The sequence below is a fragment of the Vibrio sp. 1641 genome, assembly GCF_033339995.1.
GTDB lineage: Bacteria > Pseudomonadota > Gammaproteobacteria > Enterobacterales > Vibrionaceae > Vibrio > Vibrio alginolyticus.
Genome location: NZ_JAWOVP010000007.1, coordinates 94,381 through 113,836, shown reverse-complemented (window position 1 = coordinate 113,836; position 19,456 = coordinate 94,381). Strand labels below are relative to the sequence as shown.

The window sequence follows — 19,456 nt, the reverse complement described above, 5'->3', positions numbered from 1 at the left end:
GGTTCAGGGCGTCTCATCGAGATTCACTTAATCTCAGTCATTTAGTAACATTCTGCGTAACACTAACCAATAACAACACAAATTAGTGTTACATCAGAAAGGAACTATTAAAATGGCTAAGCAAATCAAGCCCTTATCACCGACTCAAGTAACCAAAGCTAAGCCCTTAGAGAAAGAATATTCGCTTGCCGATGGCAATGGTCTGTACTTACGTGTAAAGCCCAATGGCGCAAAACTTTGGATTTTCAACTATATCCATCCAACTACTAAAAAACGTAAGAACATCAGTCTTGGTGCATTTCCTGATATCACTCTCGCTTCCGCGAGAGAGAAAACAAGAGAAATGCGCCAACAGGTCGCTGAAGGCATTGATCCTAAAACTCACAGAGATAACCAACGTTTTACTGCTCAGGTAGCACAGTCTCACACGTTAAGAGCTGTCGCTGAAGAATGGTTTGAAGTGAAGAAACACGATGTGTCAGATGATTATGCAGATGACATTTGGCGCTCTCTTGAGCTTCACGTTTTCCCCAATTTAGGAAATATGCCTGTTAACGAATTACTTACTCAAACAGTGATTCAAACATTACGACCTATTGAAGCGAAAGGAGCTTTAGAAACAGTAAGACGCGTCTGTCAGCGCTTGAATGAAGTTATGACATATGCACAACACTGCGGCAAAGTTGAATTCAATCGGTTCGAAAACATCTGGAAAGCTTTCAAAAAGCCAAAAGGTGAACACATGCTTACGATAAAGCCTGATGAGCTACATATTCTTATGCAAAAAATGTCATTGGCAAATATCAAGCTTACCACTAGGTGCGCCTTTGAGTTTCAGCTTCACACGCTAACCCGCCCAAATGAGTGCGCTAGAGCCGAATGGAATGAGATAGATTTCGAAAACAGGCTTTGGATCATTGGTCGAGATAAAATGAAAATGAAACGCGACCATAAGATCCCTCTTTCAGACGCAGCATTACAGCTATTGAACTTTATGAAGCCTATATCATTCGGTCAACGATATGTTTTCCCAAGCGCTAGCTCAGCAGACAAACACATGAACAGTCAAAGTATCAACGCTGCAATGAAACGTGCAGGTATGGCGGGAAAGTTGGTGAGCCATGGTATACGCTCAATTGGCAGTACAGCGCTCAACGAACAGGGCTTCAACAAAGATGCTATTGAGCTGTGTTTAGCACACGTAGACAAGAACACGATTCGTGACATCTACAACAATGCTGAATACTTGGAAGAACGCCGCAAGATCATGGAATGGTGGAGTAACTTCATATTCGATGCTTCTAAAACTGCTAACACTATTGCAAAACCATCAAAATAAGTGACACAAGTCACACTATAAACGAAATATGGGTGATTTTGTATTGACGATGAGAATCACCCACATTATTTTAAATCGCGTCTAAATATTTAATTTTTACATAGGAAACAGACATTTAAAGTCCGCTACGCGGCGACGTAACTTATTCCCGTTAAACTTCGGTTTAACTATTTGTTTATTGTTTTGGTATTAACTTAACTTTCGGAGCCTTTTTTGAAGTCTTCACTATTCCATTACATACGAATACCTTCCTTTAATTGTTAAGGAATGAGTCTGTAACCCAATAGGCTTCAGTCCCATCTAGGTGTTCCTTCACTGATAATAAACTTCCGTGGATCAGTGTAAGTATTGGAATATAAAGTTAGTACTAGACATGAATTAATGTAGGTTATCGTTATGTCTGTAAATACAACTCCTCTTCTAAAAATCGTACGTAAATCTGACGTTCTACAGCGCGTTCCATTCTCAAGAGCGACTCTCCATCGCAAAATCAATGATGGAACATTCCCACCTTCAATTCCACTTGGTGCAAACTCTGTTGGTTTCTTATCTCATGAAGTCGATGCAATTATCGCAGCCATGGCATTGGGCAAAGATCTACAGCAAACCGTTTCTCATCTTGTTGAGCAAAGACAGTCTCTTTTCGACAACAGTCTCTATGCACTAGCCGCATAACTAAAAACTCTCACTAAGCACAAATAAATCAATTGTTTACTGCATGCTTTAGCATGCTGGTAAAAGTGCAGAGTTCTTTAGTTATATATATTACTTAGAAACTTTGCACTTTTACGTTCTCACTGGAAATAAGAATAAATGAACGTTATCGCGCAATCTCAAGCCTCAGAACATACACTGGTTCGTTCAACAGAGTCCTGCTCAGTCGCTATTCTTAGCGGCGAGTCTCTAAGCTTCGATCATGACAAGTACAGGGTCGTTGCTGTTCGCAACGACAAAAACAACCTGGCTGAAGTTATCCGCTATTACCGTGATGCTGGCTTCAATAGCATCAAGTTAATCATTGATTCAAAAAAGCTCCCTGATCAAGCTGTAGATTTCATGATGATTAATTATCGCCACGCTAGGTGTGATCTTTATGATTTAGCGTCAAAGAGACACTACTGTCTGAAAGACTACAACGATACAATCCAGTATCTATCTCTTTGCTATCAGTTGACGAATTGCGGCATGCGGGGTGACGAAATCATTGACTGGCTAGCTAAAAAACTAGTCCGTACAATTCCTCTGATCTGTTCCGATGCTAAATCATGCTTGAGAACTTACCGTTTCTATCTTCACAAAGACAATAATTTCCTAAGTAAAGTTTTAGATTGCCTTGAACTACAGCTACACCACTATCATTCGTCAGTTCAAGATTTTATGAAGCTTAGAACGCCGACGAAAACAATCCGTACTTCAACTCTCGACTGTCCAGAAGTGTGTGAAGCGCTAGCCAATGAGCGAACCCTTGCGATTAAATCTGCAACAGGGACTGGTAAAACGAAACACGTCTTTGGCCCTATTACTCAGCTAGCTGAGCAAAACAATAAATCCGTGGTATATCTTTCTCACCTGATGGCTTTAGTAGAACAATACTGCATTCAAAATCATGCGGTCAGCTATACCACTCAAAACTTGACTCAGCTTGAACAGTCGAAAGCGATGGGATTAGTCGTCAATAGTGTGTGGAAAGCACATATCCAAGCATATTGCCACAATGCTGATACCTTGATTATTGATGAGTTTGAGAAAGTAATTTCAACTGTCGTGTGTTCGGAGCATTCACTACAAATGCCTAAACAACGCGTCTTTCATTGCTTGTCTGAGATTATTCGCTCCATTCCACAAGTCATTGTGGGCGATGCTGATCTTTCCGATATTAGTTTAGGCTTCTTGAAGGATTTACGAGGTGACGTGACTTTAATCCAGTGCGACAAAAACCCATATCTGGGAATTGAAGCAGTTATCACAGATAAAAATCAGTATCTTTATAGTCAGGATGATCTCAAGTCCAAATTGTTGGAGGACAAGGTGTTTCTCTTTGACTCGCTCGTGACACTTCGAGGAGTAGTTAAACAACTTGGTTATGAGGACAAACAAGGTTTAGATAGTGAGACTGCGGCTCTAAACGACGGTGTGCTAGTCATTCACGGGGAGAATAAAGGAATGGACGCACAACGTGCTTTTCTGGCTAACCCGAATGAAGAAATCTCCAAATACAAAGCGATTATCGCTTCTCCCTGTCTAGGGTCAGGCTTCTCAATCGTCAAAAACTTTGCCAATAGAGTTGTCGTATTCTGTGACAAAACACTAAATCCATTTGAACTAGTTAACTTCGCACGTCGATTCCGTAAAGCAAAGGAGATTTGGTTCACCGTAGATGCCCATCAAGACTTCTTCTGCCGCCCGACAAGGGCAAGAGTCTACAATGCGAATATTCACTCAGCGCCAACAGACCACCTAGAGATTGCATTCGGTAACGTGAAATCACAGTTCACCGCACCTCTGGGGCTACATCTATGGCTAACATTGAAGGAACTCGGCTTTCATGTTGATTCGCTACCATCCTCAGTGTACTCACAGAGCTGTGGGTCTAAAACGAACAAGCAATATTTAAAAGCTTACAGAGAGGCGTTGGTCAACGCCATTATGCAATCTGTCGATTTAACCCAGCATGACGTGAAGCGGCTTATGATGGCTGATAAGCGCACAGCCAGTGACAACGCAGCCATCTCGAAGCATACAATCAAAAGCTACTATCATTTGACTGAAGTCACGAAAGAAGATGTCGAGTTTCATTTCCTGTTTTCTAAGAACAGAAAGCTCTTCGACAAGCTATTTTCTGTTCCAGCGCCAAACGAAGATAACAGCAAGTACTCAACATATCGCCGCTTGGCGAATTTAATCAATGAGGGTCTGTTCAACGGACACCAGCTTAATTCTCAATCACCTTCTATCATGATCCATAGGGAGCAGATCTTGGGGTTTGTTAATCTGATGATCGAAAATCGGGACTTAGTCAATTGGACACTGCACAAAGATACTCACATCCCACTATCACTCAACGAAAACAGCACGACAAATAAAAAGATGCTGTATTTTGGGCAACTCATGAAGTCTCTGGGTTTTGAAATCGGTAGATTTAGCGGAACAACAAATAAAGCGAAAATCTCTCTGACTCAAAGGGCGCGTAGCTACACTAGATTAAGTACCGAGTCTCTAGATATCGTTGCTTAACTGACTTCCCGTTATGCTATTGCATAACGGGATAACTATTTCCACGAATAGCATCTGGTATTTCATGCATACCGTTACCCACTTCACTGATAAGTCAGTATCTTTTCTGCTTTTATGCATCCTTTGGTATAGTCATGAAATGCATTTGTACTGAGCTGGCTAATCGCATGGAATCGACAATCAATAAATCAAAGCTATCTGAAACCGACATCATCACGAAATTCATTCTTCCCGCTATCAAAGATGCAGGATGGGATGATATGTCTCAAATCCGTCAAGAGGTTAAACTGCGTGACGGTAAGGTCATTGTTCGTGGTCAGGCAGCAGCGAGGAAAAAGGTTAAGTCTGCGGACATCGTCCTTTACCATAAACCGAGCATGCCTCTAGCCGTTGTCGAAGCAAAAGCGAATAAGCATGAAATCGGCAAAGGTATGCAACAAGGTCTAGATTACGCCAGCCTACTTGAAGTCCCTTTTGTCTTTGCCTCAAATGGCGACGGTTTTATCTTCCACGACAAAACCAACCCAACTCAGCTCGAAACCGAAATTCGACTTGAAGACTTCCCGACACCTCAGCAACTATGGGACAAGTACTGCGTTTGGAAAGGCTACAAAACCGAGCACCTTCCAGTCATTACTCAAGATTACCATGATGATGGTAGCGGTAAGTCTCCGCGCTACTATCAGCTACAGGCGATAAACAAAACTGTGGAAGCGGTCGCAGCAGGACAAAACCGTGTTCTGCTGGTTATGGCAACAGGTACGGGCAAAACTTACACTGCATTCCAGATTATTTGGCGACTGTGGAAGTCCCGAGCCAAAAAACGCATCCTATTTCTAGCGGACAGAAACATTCTGGTCGATCAAACTAAGACCAACGACTTCCAGCCGTTTGGCACCGCTATGACCAAAGTCACTGGTCGAACAGTCGATCCCGCTTACGAAATCCACCTAGCTCTGTATCAAGCTCTGACTGGCCCAGAAGAGCACCAAAAAGCATACAAACAGGTCGATCCTGATTTCTTTGACCTTATTGTCGTTGACGAGTGCCATCGTGGCAGTGCCGCTGAGGACAGCGCATGGCGCGAGATTCTTGAGTATTTCGGTTCTGCGACTCAAATAGGGCTCACCGCGACACCAAAAGAAACCGATATCGTGTCTAACACCGAGTACTTTGGCGATGCCATTTATACCTACTCTCTAAAACAAGGAATTGAAGACGGTTTCTTAGCCCCTTACAAAGTTGTGCGTGTGGACATCGATGTAGATTTACAAGGTTGGCGACCAACCAAAGGACAAGTCGATAAACATGGTGAAGTTATCGAAGACAGGATCTATAACCAGAAAGACTTCGACAGAACTATGGTCATTGATGAGCGAACAGAACTTGTTGCACAGACCATCACCAGCTACCTCAAGCGCACCGATCCTATGGCTAAGACCATTGTGTTCTGTAATGACATTGACCACGCAGAGCGTATGCGCCGAGCACTAATCAACTGCAACCCTGAGCAAGTTGCTAAGAATGAAAAATACGTAATGAAAATTACAGGTGATGATGAAATCGGCAAAGCTCAGCTTGATAGCTTCATCAACCCCAAAAAGGCTTACCCTGTTATCGCAACCACCTCAGAACTTATGACAACAGGTGTCGATGCAAAAACGTGTAAACTGGTTGTTCTTGACCAGGGCATTCAGTCGATGACTAAGTTTAAGCAGATCATCGGGCGCGGTACTCGTATTGATGATCGTTACGGAAAGCTGTGGTTTACCATTCTCGACTTTAAAAAGGCGACTGAACTGTTCGCTGATGAGCGCTTTGATGGTGTCCCTGAGCGAGTTAAAGAGACAAAACCAGAAGACTTCGATGCCGATGAAGGACTCGATGAGATCATTGATGGTGAGGATGAGCTTGAACAAGATGATCCATTTGAAGGGGAAGATATCGACCCTGAAAGCATCCAAGAACCAGAAGCTCCATACGACTCAGGTTCATCTCCTTCTAACGGTAGCAATTCCGATGATGATTGGCAGGATGAAAACCGAGTTAGAAAGTTCCATGTCAACGGTGTAACGGTGAAAGCCATTGCCGAGCGTGTTCAATACTACGATGCCGACGGTAAACTCGTAACTGAATCATTCAAAGACTATACCCGCAAGACGATGGCAAAACAGTTCACCTCAATGGATGACTTTGTTAAGCGCTGGCAAGATGCCGATAAAAAGCAAGCAATCATCGATGAACTGGCAGAAGAAGGCATCATCTGGGAAGCATTAGAGCTGGAAGTCGGCAAAGATCTCGACCCATTCGACATGATTTGTCATGTTGTGTATGACCAACCAGCACTCACCAGAAAAGAACGCGCTGACAACGTCAAAAAGCGCAACTACTTCACTAAGTACGGTGAAACGGCTCAGCAGGTGTTGAACAACTTACTAGACAAGTACGCAGACGAAGGCGTTCAAGAGATTGAAAATATTCATGTACTCAAAGTTAAGCCTTTTGACGAGATGGGACGCCCTGCTGAAATCGTCAAAAAGTGCTTTGGCGGAAAAGAGCAATACTTAGAAGCGATTTCTGAATTGGAAGCTGAGATTTATCAATCTGCATAAGATTTTCGTCACAAATTGAATAATCGCCCAATACACTATATATAGAAAACAATAACCATAAAAAACATAGATATTGTATTTTGGTGTTTAAACACTACTTAATATAGAAGATTTATGTGAACTATTTCACATTGACTATACACATCAGATAGACAATACTTCATCGCAATAGTGCCCAGTCCCCTGTTTCTGAAGTTATCTTTCGAGATGACTTTGGAATCAAGGCTGGGCGTTCTCGTTTTTACAGCAAGGAAAATCAAGGACACAGGATGCCACTAACCCCGCCTAAGCAGTTTAAGCACTATGAGGAACTCATCGATATTCTCATCGAAAGAGGCATGGTGATAGACAATCGTGAAAGAGCCATAAGAAAGCTCGCACAGGTGGGATATTACCGACTGAGTGGTTTTTGGTATCCAGCAAGAGTTATCGAACGAGACGAATCATATCAACCCATCCAGTGTGAACACTTAAAACGACCAAAGCGGCTCAATCACTTTCAACAAGGCACCGAGTTTGATCAAGTGTTCAATCTTTACCTTTTTGATAAAAAACTCCGCTTAGCAATGCTTGATGGCCTTGAGCGCATAGAGATATTTGTCCGTTCAGTCATCGCACATGAGTTGGGCCGAGGCAAAAAGAAACAGCCAGGTACGGGGAAGGATATTCCTGAACCATTAGCTTGGAAAGATTCTGATTACATCAATGGCAAATTTCTCAAGAAGCGAGGACATAGACCAAGCCTTTGGGAAGAATGGCAAAACAAACACAGTAAACTCATTGAAAGAAGCCAAGAAGACTGTATTGTTTGGCACAAAAAGAACGAGAAAGAAATGCCCTTTTGGGTAGTTATCGAAGCTTGGGACTTTGGAACAATGTCCAAGTATTACGGTATGCTCAAAGATCAATATCGCCAGCGCATCTGTTCAAGATTAGGAATCGAAGATAAAACTGAAACCGATGTATTACGAGCCTGGCTTATGGAAATGAACATTTTACGTAACCGATGCGCTCACCATACTAGGATCTGGAACCAACAATCCTCTAAAGTTTTAAAAGTAACATCTCACGAGTTTTTCGAAGACATAAAGGAAAACAGTAATACGCTGTCTCGTCTTTACGGAGTGATCCGTGTCATGTGGTTTTTAATTGAACAAATTGGCCCAAGTTCTTGCTGGTTTGATGACGTCAATAACCTTATAGAACAATTCCCTCAAGTACCAGGATGCCCAATCTCGTCGCTGGGAAAGCCTGTGTAATAACAAATCTAGCATTGCTACTAGGCTACCTTTTGGTAGCCGTTACACTTTGTTAGCCATCAGGAACCAAAATCTGCACGCTGACTGATATGCTCATGGGCAGACGAGGAAATATCGTTTCCTTTACACTGACGATTCAAGTTCTTAGCTGCAACCAAGGTCGAGCCAGAGCCAAAAAACGGATCAACAACTAGCTCGCCTTCTCTGCTACTTTGAGCGACCAGAACTTCCAAGAGACTTACTGGCTTTTCAGTTGGATACCCTCTATAGACCCGTTTATGAGTCAGTATGTCAGGTATGCTCAAATCATTAAGCTTTCTCTTGCCCTTTTCAAAAAACAGTATGTATTCGTGTCGAGCACGGTAATGGTAACCCATACCAATACTAACCTTATCCCAAATAATTGGTTTCCAGAATCTAAAACCGACTTTTTCCGCAATCGGTTTAATGACGAACATCGTTTCTTGATCGCAGAAAAGATAGAAATGCGCATTCTTCTTGAGCACACGATAAACTTCGCGCAGTAGCTCTTCAAATCTTGCATTTGGGAATATCTCAAACCATTGATTGCTTGAGGACTTACTGACTTTAAGTCTTGTTGTCGTACCGATCTTTCGGTGTTTCTCTAGAGATTCATAAGGAGGATCTGTTATTAGCAAATCAACGCTCGCAGAATCGAGCATTGATAGCCAGTTTACTGCATCATCTTGGGATAAATTCATTCGATTCCTAAACAAGACTACTGCACGTTTTTCCATTCATATATGTATGAGATAGCTCACCTTTATTTAGGCGGCGACAATCGATACAGTAGCTCTGGTAGCCTTCGGGGTTCCTAGCCGTCACTCTAGCAGGAGTTTTGCCAAAGGACGATGGATAGGGATGAAAAACATGCTCTCCTCCATTTGCATCAGAACAATGGGGGCAGGACTTAAATTTTTGGCCCGTGTGGGGATCTCTCTTGTGTATCATTCCTACGTTCAAACGTTTGTTACAACAACTGCAAGTCATGCAAAGCACCTCTTTAAGTATCATAGACGCTTTATGATACGGGATGCTTATAAATCAAACAGTGAAGAAAGCAACAAAGTTCGTTTTAGCTGCATAGCAAGGTAACTTTCTAGTCCTTACAAATTAGCATCCGCTTGGTTTCCTCGATAGAGATAAGACCCCAGCCTAAATTCTCATTAATTACGATCAATTTTGTATCAGGCAAAACGCTCATTGCTTCATCTATAGCCAACTTTAATGAGTCGAAATCAAGGCTCATAGCTCTAAGATCCGTTCTCTCTTTTCCCACAACATCGTACCAATGCCCCTTGTACACAGCGTCTCCCTAATATTCCCCACCTAAAACAATTTCATAACTTGAACATTATTTAACATATTAAACATCTATGCATTCATTTTCATTATCTAGTGTGTTGGAGATCTCGGAAAGCCCATCTATAAGGCATTGATTTAAACATGTGTGTCCTACGTATTTAGGCACAACAACTCCCAATCCCAAAGCAATAAACTCTGGGTGTTCTGATACGATTTTTACGTACTGTTGTAGCCTATCTTCTGGTGTAGAAGGACGTTGAAGTTGCTTTTTTAACGTCTGTTGAAATTTGCTCACAGCCTCGGGATCTACATCATGAAGCTCCTCATAATCAGAGCAATAAAGCTCTTCATATAATACATCGGCCAGTTGCTTATGGCTCCAGCCTAACGCATCCAACATAGTTCGAATTTGCTTTTGTTTTTGGGTTGTCCCCATTTGTCCCTACCCTACTAGTTACTATGCAATGGTCTCAGCGGAGACAATCATTCATAAACGAAAAGGAAAATATTATGTCTAAAAACAAAGCACCAATGACCCCTGAAGCCGCTGCTCGTATTCAAGCGAATCAAGCAAAACAAAATGGCGGACAAGTCTCTAAAGATTCATTCGCGGCTCGCGCTCAACGCGCTGCTGCCAACAACCAAAAACAAGGTAAATAGGAGTAACCATCATGGCAAAACCAAGTTCTGCACCAAAAACTGCGCCGAAAGGTAATCCAAACTACCCAAGCACAACTGGCAAGCCTTCAGGCAAAGGTCGTGGCAACACACCTAAACGCTAAGCACATTAGATATAAATGAGGCAGTCTAGCTGCCTCATTTTTCTATTATGAACAACTTCTCGCATTCAGCTTGAAGTTACTCAAAAACAAGTTTTGATCAGATTTGTAATCGGAATACGGCACAGACTTTTCCGTTTGTGAAAGAGCGCATAAACACGTTTCTCGCTTACTCTCATACCAACTCACCGACACCATATTTTTTGACGAGTTTATGCAGGTATCAACGATGGCATACTCTACTTCTAATGGGTAACGCTCTTCATCAAAAGCACCATTCACCTTATAACCACCAACCACGCCCACGACCAATGCCGTACTGGCAGACACCAGTTTCCGTTTACTAAATTTAAAGCCTTTAAAGCTTTTTTCACACTTCTCACACGAGATATTCTCTGCATATTCAATAACATTGTCAGTGTGACAATGGGGACACTCAACCTTCATTTTCTAGACAACCTGATTATATTTTTTATTATTTAATTTATATCACTGATTCATTATTAAACCACAATTACAAACATAGTTTCATAGCGATAAGTTCATTTTCTTCGACCCATTTCTGCTATAATCAGCCCCAATTTTTTCAGTCAATTAGCAGTAGAACTCCATGTCAATCAGTTCAGTTATCAAGTCTATTCAAGACATCATGCGTAAAGACGCGGGTGTTGATGGTGACGCGCAGCGTCTAGGTCAAATGTCGTGGCTTTTATTCCTTAAAGTGTTTGATGCTCAAGAGGAAGAGCTAGAGTTCGAGTTAGATGATTACCGCGAACCCATCCCAGCCAAGTACCTATGGCGTAACTGGGCGGCAGATAACCAAGGCATTACAGGTGATGAGCTGCTGGAATTCATCAATGATGACCTATTCCCGACGTTAAAAAACCTTACTGCGCCGAAAGACACCAACCCACGCGGTTTCGTGGTGAAAGAAGCCTTTAGTGATGCCTTCAACTACATGAAAAATGGCACACTGCTGCGCCAAGTGATTAACAAGCTCAACGAGATCGACTTTACTGACTCTAAAGAACGCCACCTGTTCGGTGACATCTACGAGCAAATCCTCCGTGACCTACAAAGTGCAGGTAATGCGGGTGAGTTCTACACCCCTCGCGCAGTGACTCGCTTTATCGTCAATCGTCTTGACCCTAAACTAGGTGAGCAGATTATGGATCCCGCCTGCGGTACGGGCGGATTCCTGGCTTGCTCATTCGATCACGTTAAAGAGAACTACGTGACAAGCGCAGCCGACCACCAAACGCTGCAAAAGCAAATCCATGGTGTAGAGAAGAAACAACTGCCACATTTGCTGTGTATCACCAATATGATGCTCCACGGCATCGAAGTCCCTGTGCAGATTAAGCATGGCAACACGCTCAATAAGCCGCTTTCAAGTTGGGATAGCAATATCAATGTGATTGCGACTAACCCACCGTTTGGCGGCACAGAAGAGGACGGGATTGAAAAGAACTTTCCTGCCGAAATGCAAACTCGTGAAACCGCCGATCTGTTCTTGCAGCTGATTGTCGAAGTATTGGATAAAGAGGGTCGCGCTGGTGTAGTGTTACCTGATGGCACCTTGTTTGGTGAAGGTGTAAAAACCAAAATCAAAAAGATGCTAACAGAAGAGTGTAACCTGCACACGATTGTTCGCTTACCTAATGGCGTGTTCAACCCATACACGGGCATTAAGACCAACATTCTGTTCTTTACCAAAGGTAAGCCTACCAAAGAAGTGTGGTTCTATGAGCACCCTTACCCAGAAGGCGTGAAGAACTACAGCAAAACCAAACCAATGAAGTTTGAAGAGTTCCAGCAAGAGATCGATTGGTGGGGTAATCAGGCCGATGGGTTCGCTAGCCGTATCGAGACCAAGCAAGCTTGGAAGGTATCGATTGAAGATATTATCGAGCGCAACTTTAACCTTGATATTAAAAACCCGTATCAGGACGAAGTCGTCAGCCATGACCCTGAAGAGTTGCTGGCGAACTATCAACAACAGCAACAAGACATCAAAGCACTGCGTGACCAACTGAAAGGCATTCTCGGCGATGCTCTTAGCTCTACCATTCAAGGTAAAAAGCAAGGTGGAGCACAATAATGGCTGTAGAAAACCTGATTACCGAGCATATTGATATTTGGACTTCGGCAGTAAAAGCCAAATCGACCTCTGGTCGCGGTAGCAGCAAGAAGCTAGAACTGTATGGCGTTAAGAAGCTGCGTGAGCTGATTCTAGAGCTAGCTGTGCGAGGAAAGCTTGTTCCTCAAGATCCTAATGATGAGCCTGCTTCAGTGTTGCTTGAACGCATTGCGGCTGAAAAAGCAAAGTTGGTGAAAGCGAAGAAGATTAAGAAACAAAAGTCTTTAGGGCAAGTATCCAAAGACGAAGAACTTTTTGATACACCAACTGGTTGGGCATGGACAAGGATTTCTGAAATAGCTGAAATTAGCCCTCGAAATAGCACAACCGATGATGATGCTGAAGTGTCGTTTGTGCCTATGCCACTAATTACGACTAACTATGATGGTTCACATGGTTCTGAAAAGCGAATTTGGAAAGAAATCAAAAAAGGCTACACGCACTTTCAAGATGGTGACATTGCGTTAGCTAAGATCACACCATGTTTTGAGAACAGCAAAGCCGCGGTATTCTCGGGCCTTGAAGGAGGAGTTGGTGCGGGAACTACCGAGTTGCACGTGGCTCGTCCTCTATCAGATTGCATTAACCCACTATTTGTATTGTTGTACTTAAAGGCTCCTATATTCCTGAAAGTTGGCGAAACGAAGATGACAGGTTCTGCAGGACAAAAACGAGTCCCTAAAGACTTTTTTTCAGAGAACCCTTTACCTTTTCCTCCAAGCAATGAACAACACCGCATCGTCGCCAAAGTCGATGAGCTAATGACGCTCTGCGACCAGTTAGAACAACAAACCGAAGCCAGTATCGAAGCGCACCAAGTGCTGCTAACAACCCTGTTGGATACACTCACCAACTCCGTTGATGCTGACGAGTTGATGCAAAACTGGGCGCGAATCAGCGAGCATTTCGATACCTTATTCACCACCGAAGAGAGTATCGACCAGCTTAAGCAAACTATTCTGCAACTGGCGGTAATGGGTAAGCTAGTTCCACAAGATCCAAGTGATGAGCCTGCTTCTGAGTTACTGAAAAGAATTGCGGAAGAAAAAGCACAGTTACTCAAAGATAAGAAAATCAAGAAGCAAAAAGCACTGCCGCCGATTGCTGAAGATGAAAAGCCGTTTGAACTACCGAATGGGTGGGAATGGTGTAGGTTTGGAAATGTAGCTACCTCACGACTAGGAAAAATGCTAGATAAGTCCAAGAATGTTGGGGCCCCTCTCCCGTATCTTCGCAACACAAATGTGCAATGGCATAAATTTGATCTTGATGATGTTAAGCTTATGAAAATCGAGGATTCAGAAAGAGAAGAGTTTTTGGTATTGCCAGGGGATTTATTGATTTGTGAGGGGGGAGAGCCTGGGCGTTGTGCGATTTGGGAAGATGAAAAACAAGAAATTTATTTTCAAAAAGCACTACACCGAGCAAGACCTTTAGGTCAATGTTTACCTGAGTACTTACAAGTTTGTTTAACGGTAGATGCCACAAATGGGGTTCTAGATAACTATTTTACAGGTGCGACAATAAAGCATTTCGTTGGGGCAAAGCTAAACAGCTATATTCACCCTTTACCACCAGTCGAGGAACAGAAACGCATAGTTAATAAAATAAGTGACCTAATTAAGATTTGTGAGCAGTTAAAATGCCTCCTTAGACAGTCTCAAACCACTCAACTACATCTAACTGATGCTATTGTCGAACAAGCAGTATAACTATGAGTCTTTACAATATCGCCAACAAAAACCTCACCGCACTGACACCGACCACCTTTGCAGCCGAAGGGCTGCAAGAGCGCCACGATTTACAAGAAGCTCTGAAAGGCTGTATCGATGCCATCGCTCCTGATTGTTTGGTGATATCAGAAGAGTTTTCAGACTGGGAAGACAGCCGTCGCCGTATTGACCTGTTAGCCATCGATAAAAATGCCAACTTAGTGGTCATTGAGCTTAAGCGGGATGAAATCGGTGCGCATATGGAACTTCAAGCTCTACGCTATGCCGCAATGATCTCTACCATGACGTTCGATAAAGCGTGTGACTACTATGCCCAATACCTGAAGAAAGAAGGCCAAGAGATTGAGGCCCGTGAAGCCATTCTGGAGTTTGTCGATCTTGATGAAAACAGCTTGGATGACTTTGGTAACGATGTTCGAATCGTTTTAGCCTCAGCAGATTTCGGTAAAGAACTCACCACTTCTGTATTGTGGCTGCGTGACAAAGGCATAGATATCAGTTGTGTGCGCCTCACGCCCTATCGCTACAAAGAAGATGTACTGATCAATGCCGAACAGATCATCCCTGTACCCGAGGTAGAAGAGTACCAGGTGAAGTTCCGCGAGAAGCGTGCCGAGCAGCGCACAAGCGTTCAAAAAGGCGAAAAAGATTACTCAGAGTATCGCTATAACGGTCATACCTATAAAAAGCGTCACCTAGCCCTAGCGTTAGTCACTGACTGGATTGAGAAGCATCAGCCGCAAAGCCTGAATGATGTGCTCAACGCATTTAACGAACCAGTAAGACGACGCATTGCCATCCTAGCGGATGATATCCCTCAAGGTAGAATTAGCCGTTTCCACAGCGATGAGGACGCGCTGATTACGCTGCCTAACGACGAGGTGATAGCCATCACCAACCAGTGGAGCCTCAGCAATATCACTCGATTGATTCACTTTGCAGAGCAAAGTGGCATGGTTGTAGAAAAAGCAGACTAATTCAGCTACCCAAAGTCGCGAGTAACAAGCTTTGAGTAGAACATCGTTCTCCTCGAAGCATTTTTTATTTGTTAATCAAATACGCAATCTTTAGGTTTTGATAATTTAAGCGAGAACAGTGTTCTCGCAGTATCAATAGCAAGCTCACCAATACCGTTTGCAACACTCGCGACTCAGAGAACATTGTTCTGAGTTGAGAATCTCACTGCTATAGTGATCTATATAATCAGGGGTTGAATAAAGTCTTGAGTCAATACAACTTTGTGCTAAATAAGCTCATAGTATAATCATATTAATTACGAGCCACCCACTTGAAAAATATAGTTTTTATTATACATAAAAAACTTTTGAGTCAAGTTGAAAAAACTCTTGATTAAGAAAAAACAATCTTTTATATTAAATCACGTAACAAGAAGCAGAGCTTCTATCTAGAAAGTGGCTTAAAGATATATTTAAACTAATATTACTTAACCTTTAAAAGTAAAAGTAATTTCTTCCACCTCACTGGTGGCTTAAAGAAAAATTAGTTTTAATACAAGTAAATGTATCACTATTTTATCCGCTAATAGATAGTTACTTCCGCGCCAACTGGCGGTTAAGCGTTGGATAAAAAGGTCGAGTCTATCTCGGCCTTTTTATTATTAATTGCAAAACTACTCTTCAGGACTTTTAATTAATTATATTTTTAGAAGGCTAGTTGTTGAGTATTAATTATTAACTCCACAAGCACTACTCTCTGAAGCCTCTCTTATTAAAAGAAAGGTTCTCTGACTTATCATTCGGAACATTGTTCTTCCACAGTTTTTTATTGATTAATCAAATACCCAATCTTTACTATTTTAAGATTGCGATAAGAACATTGTTCCAAGTAAACATCATCTCACTGTCGAGATAGTTATTCACATAAAATCAAAACAGGTGTTACTTAAAAGCTAGCGTGAGATAAGGCAATACATACGCTTTGAGCTTAGACTCTATCTGTTCCACTGTTTTTAGTTGAGCTGGTAGAACATTGTTCATAGGAGTTTCAACATCTATAACAGTGACCATTCCACTCGCTCGTGGTACCGTTTTTTCGTTACCACTACTAGTGCTTCGGCTTCACTTTCAACGGTATCTAGTGCACTTAATAGAGCGTCACATTGAGATATTTGCGGTGTGTAACGAATCAGAAATCGGGTAGGGTTTATTGGACTTACGAACACCTCCCGAGCTAGCTCTGCTGTTTCATGGTAAAAGTATCGTTCTACTACATCTCCAATTGCTACTTTCCAACCTTGTTGAATGGCCGCAGTCGTTGTCGGCATCCAAAACTTAGAGAAATTCTCTCTCTGTTCTCTTGGCGCATTACGTGTCAGATCGCCAATCACTGGGTGAGCAGGAACAAATCCCATGCTCTTAAAACCATCTCGTAATTCTTTGGCGATTGGATTGGAGTCTTCGCATAACAAAGGGTAAATATCACGCCACAAATAATGAGGCCTTTCTATCGGCGATAGATACTTAGGATGGCTCGTAACTTGGTATGAAGGCGGCAGTAACTCAGAGCGAATATAAATCACATGATCCACAGGCAATTGCAGATATCGCTCCAATTGTAAAAGGTTGCCACTCTCAACATTACCGATCGTTTCGGCAGCATCGAGTTTATTTTCACAAAGAACAATTGAACCATCACTTAATATCAGACGCATGTCTGGTCGGCATCCAGGATAGATAACTTGGGTTTCGACCTTGCAGATCAATCTGTTATCTTCGTCTCCAAAAATCAACCTAACAAACGCTCGACTGAAACTTTCTGAAGACCCTAACGCCGCAGCGAAGAACTCAGTTAAGTGATCCTCTTTTGCTACCGTTAGTTTTTGAGTATTGATGAATAAGCTCACAAGCATCCCTTTCTATCAGCGTCGTTTACTAACAGAGAGGTTATCCGATTTTCCAGTCAGAACAATGTTCTTGTATCAAATATCAGCGGGATATCTTAGTAGCCTTGCTCTAAGCAAGAACAAGGTTCTTGCAATATCGTTAAAACCTCTTAGCTAATAACTACTACTGGTAGATCTCCGCCTCTCGGTATCATAGAACATTGTTCTTCATTGAATACTTTCAGTTAACCGCTTGTTCCAATGCCGCTTGACCGTAGGGACGGAGATGCCTAGAGCATGAGCTGTTTTGGATTGGCTCAGCCCTCTTGCCCTACATTCTTGGACTTTTTGAGTTGTGGTTAGTGCTTCTGGTCTACCAATACGCTTACCTTCAGACTTAGCCCTAGCCTGCCCCTCTAGCGTCCGCTCTCGAATACGGTTTCGCTCAAATTCAGCAAATGCTGAGAACATTTGCAGCATCAATCGTCCCTCCGCCGAGCTTAGATCAGCGGTCGGCAGATCCAGAGAAATTGGCGTAACACCTTTTTCTAACAGCATACTGATCGTATGCTGAACATCGATGTTATCTCTTCCAAGTCGATCAAGCTTTAATACAACTAGTTTGTCCCCTGGCTCTAGTTTATGCTCAATCAACATTTTGAACTCACGTCGTTCAGTTGCAGGCACACTACCAGAAACTGTTTCATGTACAATTCGGTGTTCTTGAACATCGTAGCCAGCATTTCTGATAGCTAAGATCTGATTTGACACAGTTTGCTCGCTAGTCGATACACGACAATAAGCGAATGTCCGTCCAATACTATTCACTACTCACTCCTTTTGGCATCACAATTGGTATCATCAACCTGTTAGGTGTCATAAAAATCCGAACCCTACTTTATGAGACCGCAAACACTTCATTCCCGTCTGGTATCAGAAAATGGTGTTTGTTGATACTACAGGGGTGTTTACATCTCGCTAAAGTTGACTAGTTAAGTCGATAATTAAGGCAAACCACCTTTGCCTTAATAAAAATCGAGTAAATAAATTATTACGCATAGATAAAAATCATTACTCTAAATTTATTTATATATAATAAAAACAAACTCAGTTAAAAAACCTTGACATTAAAATTCAACATAAAAAATTAAATTTTATTTACTTAATTTTTTATGTTATAACTATTATAACTGTTATAACTATTATAAAGTTATAATTCTAATATAAGGTTAGCTTTTACAAAAATGAAGGTTAACCCCAAATAAGTCTAAATTATTGCAGAAATTCTTCTGCCACTACTGGCACTTTCAATGCCAGTAGTGGCACATTGCTTGCCAGTCTTGGCAAATTCTCTTGCCACGAGGTTTGATGACGGAATTTTTAAGGCTTTCATCATTTGTCTGATAAAAGTCCACTGGCTTTAGATTTGTGCAAAAAAAGAACAGCGTTAGAATACGTTGAATGTCTCATTTTTTCTTGACTTATAGCGGTTGCAGCCATATAAGCCTGGCACTCGGCATTCTTTCTTTTCTTTAATATCTTTTCTTTTCAAACGAACTTTTGGAACATTGTTCTTTTCATCTAAATTAATAGAATTTGCTCTGCGTAATGCTTCTTCATCTGAAATTTCATTGTAGATCACTTTAAAATTATTGAGCTTAGTTTCACGTTCTTCTTTTGTAGATAGATAACTCATTTCACGATTACGTTTAGAATAAACCAAAACTTGAGACATATCGACAACCCTATTGATATATATAGATAAATTCAATGACTATTATATTTATCAAGTAATATTCTCTTTGTAAAGGACCTTTAACCACTATTTTAGAAATCACATTAAAATTCAATTATTAAATATAAATCGTTTGTTTTTTTAATTATTAAATTAGAGAAATAGTAATTAAATTCACTCTTCCCCCAAAGTGAAAAAGATCCGATTATGGCTATTATTGTTACCATTCCCCTAACTCAAAATAATCATATTCATCATCATGATTTCTGAGTTAGGATCCTAACTGAGAATGAACATCGCATCTGACGATTAGTGCTGCCATTTCCCCACCTCATAGTAACCATATTCATCCCCATAAATTCCAAGTTAGGATCCTAACCGAGAATGAACATCGCATCTGACGATTAGTGCTGCCATTTCCCCACCTCATAGTAACCATATTCATCCCCATAAATTC

15 protein-coding genes are annotated in these 19,456 nt (G+C 41.8%); 9 read left to right on the top strand and 6 right to left on the bottom strand.

Annotated features, from left to right (window positions below):
• Positions 1-112 precede the first annotated feature (112 nt).
• The 5 genes from R7Z47_RS15470 (at position 113) to R7Z47_RS15450 (ending at position 8,444) form a co-directional block, all read left to right on the top strand.
• The gene (locus tag R7Z47_RS15470; protein ID WP_140307089.1) at positions 113-1,339 is read left to right on the top strand and encodes an integrase domain-containing protein; all 1,227 of its coding nucleotides are present in this window, start codon (positions 113-115) and stop codon (positions 1,337-1,339) included.
• A gap of 396 nt (positions 1,340-1,735) precedes the next feature.
• Positions 1,736-2,014: a helix-turn-helix transcriptional regulator gene (locus tag R7Z47_RS15465; protein WP_000115789.1), complete on the top strand. Its 279-nt coding sequence runs from the start codon at positions 1,736-1,738 to the stop codon at positions 2,012-2,014.
• A 138-nt stretch (positions 2,015-2,152) separates the two neighbouring features.
• A complete protein-coding gene (locus tag R7Z47_RS15460; RefSeq protein WP_140307087.1) occupies positions 2,153-4,573 on the top strand; it encodes a DEAD/DEAH box helicase in 2,421 nt (806 codons plus the stop codon).
• Between the two features lie 167 nt (positions 4,574-4,740).
• Positions 4,741-7,185, top strand: coding sequence for an EcoAI/FtnUII family type I restriction enzme subunit R (hsdR, locus tag R7Z47_RS15455; protein ID WP_140307088.1), 2,445 nt, complete (start codon positions 4,741-4,743; stop codon positions 7,183-7,185).
• 269 nt (positions 7,186-7,454) lie between these two features.
• A complete protein-coding gene (locus R7Z47_RS15450; RefSeq protein ID WP_140307086.1) occupies positions 7,455-8,444 on the top strand; it encodes an Abi family protein in 990 nt (329 codons plus the stop codon).
• A 59-nt stretch (positions 8,445-8,503) separates the two neighbouring features.
• Here R7Z47_RS15450 and R7Z47_RS15445 read toward each other — a convergent pair whose 3' ends face one another.
• Together R7Z47_RS15445 and R7Z47_RS15440 are read right to left on the bottom strand one after the other, a co-directional pair.
• Positions 8,504-9,166 carry a DNA-methyltransferase gene (locus R7Z47_RS15445; RefSeq protein ID WP_141179871.1) on the bottom strand — a complete coding sequence of 221 codons (663 nt, stop codon included), beginning with the start codon at positions 9,164-9,166 and terminating at the stop codon, positions 8,504-8,506.
• Between the two features lie 665 nt (positions 9,167-9,831).
• Positions 9,832-10,206, bottom strand: coding sequence for an elongation factor Ts (locus R7Z47_RS15440; protein ID WP_114322581.1), 375 nt, complete (start codon positions 10,204-10,206; stop codon positions 9,832-9,834).
• 74 nt (positions 10,207-10,280) lie between these two features.
• Between R7Z47_RS15440 and R7Z47_RS15435 the strand changes: the two genes are divergently transcribed.
• A complete protein-coding gene (locus R7Z47_RS15435) occupies positions 10,281-10,430 on the top strand; it encodes a hypothetical protein (RefSeq protein ID WP_017790133.1) in 150 nt (49 codons plus the stop codon).
• Between the two features lie 167 nt (positions 10,431-10,597).
• On the opposite strand, the gene R7Z47_RS15430 is transcribed toward R7Z47_RS15435, so the two are convergent.
• Entirely contained in the window at positions 10,598-10,996 is a 399-nt protein-coding gene (locus tag R7Z47_RS15430) for a hypothetical protein (RefSeq protein ID WP_011079925.1), read from the bottom strand.
• A gap of 163 nt (positions 10,997-11,159) precedes the next feature.
• Here R7Z47_RS15430 and R7Z47_RS15425 point away from each other — a divergent pair, with 163 nt between their 5' ends.
• From R7Z47_RS15425 to R7Z47_RS15415, 3 genes are read left to right on the top strand one after another with little or no spacing between them, the layout of a single operon-like run.
• Positions 11,160-12,650, top strand: a complete 1,491-nt coding sequence (locus R7Z47_RS15425) for an N-6 DNA methylase (RefSeq protein ID WP_318130223.1) — start codon at positions 11,160-11,162, stop codon at positions 12,648-12,650.
• A complete protein-coding gene (locus R7Z47_RS15420) occupies positions 12,650-14,401 on the top strand; it encodes a restriction endonuclease subunit S (RefSeq protein WP_140307458.1) in 1,752 nt (583 codons plus the stop codon). Before R7Z47_RS15425 ends, R7Z47_RS15420 begins: the two co-directional genes overlap by 1 nt.
• Before the next feature lie 2 nt (positions 14,402-14,403).
• On the top strand, positions 14,404-15,399 hold the full coding sequence (locus R7Z47_RS15415; RefSeq protein ID WP_140307457.1) for a hypothetical protein: 996 nt from the start codon (positions 14,404-14,406) through the stop codon (positions 15,397-15,399).
• 1,034 nt (positions 15,400-16,433) lie between these two features.
• On the opposite strand, the gene R7Z47_RS15410 is transcribed toward R7Z47_RS15415, so the two are convergent.
• The 3 genes from R7Z47_RS15410 to R7Z47_RS15400 form a co-directional block, all read right to left on the bottom strand.
• Complete coding sequence (locus R7Z47_RS15410) at positions 16,434-17,285, bottom strand: hypothetical protein (RefSeq protein WP_248487391.1); 852 nt, start codon at positions 17,283-17,285, stop codon at positions 16,434-16,436.
• Positions 17,286-17,492: 207 nt separating this feature from the next.
• A complete protein-coding gene (locus R7Z47_RS15405; RefSeq protein ID WP_123016600.1) occupies positions 17,493-18,083 on the bottom strand; it encodes a recombinase family protein in 591 nt (196 codons plus the stop codon).
• Between the two features lie 628 nt (positions 18,084-18,711).
• Positions 18,712-18,999, bottom strand: coding sequence for a hypothetical protein (locus tag R7Z47_RS15400; RefSeq protein ID WP_025506638.1), 288 nt, complete (start codon positions 18,997-18,999; stop codon positions 18,712-18,714).
• Positions 19,000-19,456: the final 457 nt, after the last annotated feature.

Coding starts and splice junctions, on each gene's coding strand:
- R7Z47_RS15470 (WP_140307089.1), top strand. CDS start 113: ATGGCTAAGCAAATCAAGCCCTTATCACCGACTCAAGTAACCAAAGCT.
- R7Z47_RS15465 (WP_000115789.1), top strand. CDS start 1,736: ATGTCTGTAAATACAACTCCTCTTCTAAAAATCGTACGTAAATCTGAC.
- R7Z47_RS15460 (WP_140307087.1), top strand. CDS start 2,153: ATGAACGTTATCGCGCAATCTCAAGCCTCAGAACATACACTGGTTCGT.
- hsdR (WP_140307088.1), top strand. CDS start 4,741: ATGGAATCGACAATCAATAAATCAAAGCTATCTGAAACCGACATCATC.
- R7Z47_RS15450 (WP_140307086.1), top strand. CDS start 7,455: ATGCCACTAACCCCGCCTAAGCAGTTTAAGCACTATGAGGAACTCATC.
- R7Z47_RS15445 (WP_141179871.1), bottom strand. CDS start 9,166: ATGAATTTATCCCAAGATGATGCAGTAAACTGGCTATCAATGCTCGAT.
- R7Z47_RS15440 (WP_114322581.1), bottom strand. CDS start 10,206: ATGGGGACAACCCAAAAACAAAAGCAAATTCGAACTATGTTGGATGCG.
- R7Z47_RS15435 (WP_017790133.1), top strand. CDS start 10,281: ATGTCTAAAAACAAAGCACCAATGACCCCTGAAGCCGCTGCTCGTATT.
- R7Z47_RS15430 (WP_011079925.1), bottom strand. CDS start 10,996: ATGAAGGTTGAGTGTCCCCATTGTCACACTGACAATGTTATTGAATAT.
- R7Z47_RS15425 (WP_318130223.1), top strand. CDS start 11,160: ATGTCAATCAGTTCAGTTATCAAGTCTATTCAAGACATCATGCGTAAA.
- R7Z47_RS15420 (WP_140307458.1), top strand. CDS start 12,650: ATGGCTGTAGAAAACCTGATTACCGAGCATATTGATATTTGGACTTCG.
- R7Z47_RS15415 (WP_140307457.1), top strand. CDS start 14,404: ATGAGTCTTTACAATATCGCCAACAAAAACCTCACCGCACTGACACCG.
- R7Z47_RS15400 (WP_025506638.1), bottom strand. CDS start 18,999: ATGTCTCAAGTTTTGGTTTATTCTAAACGTAATCGTGAAATGAGTTAT.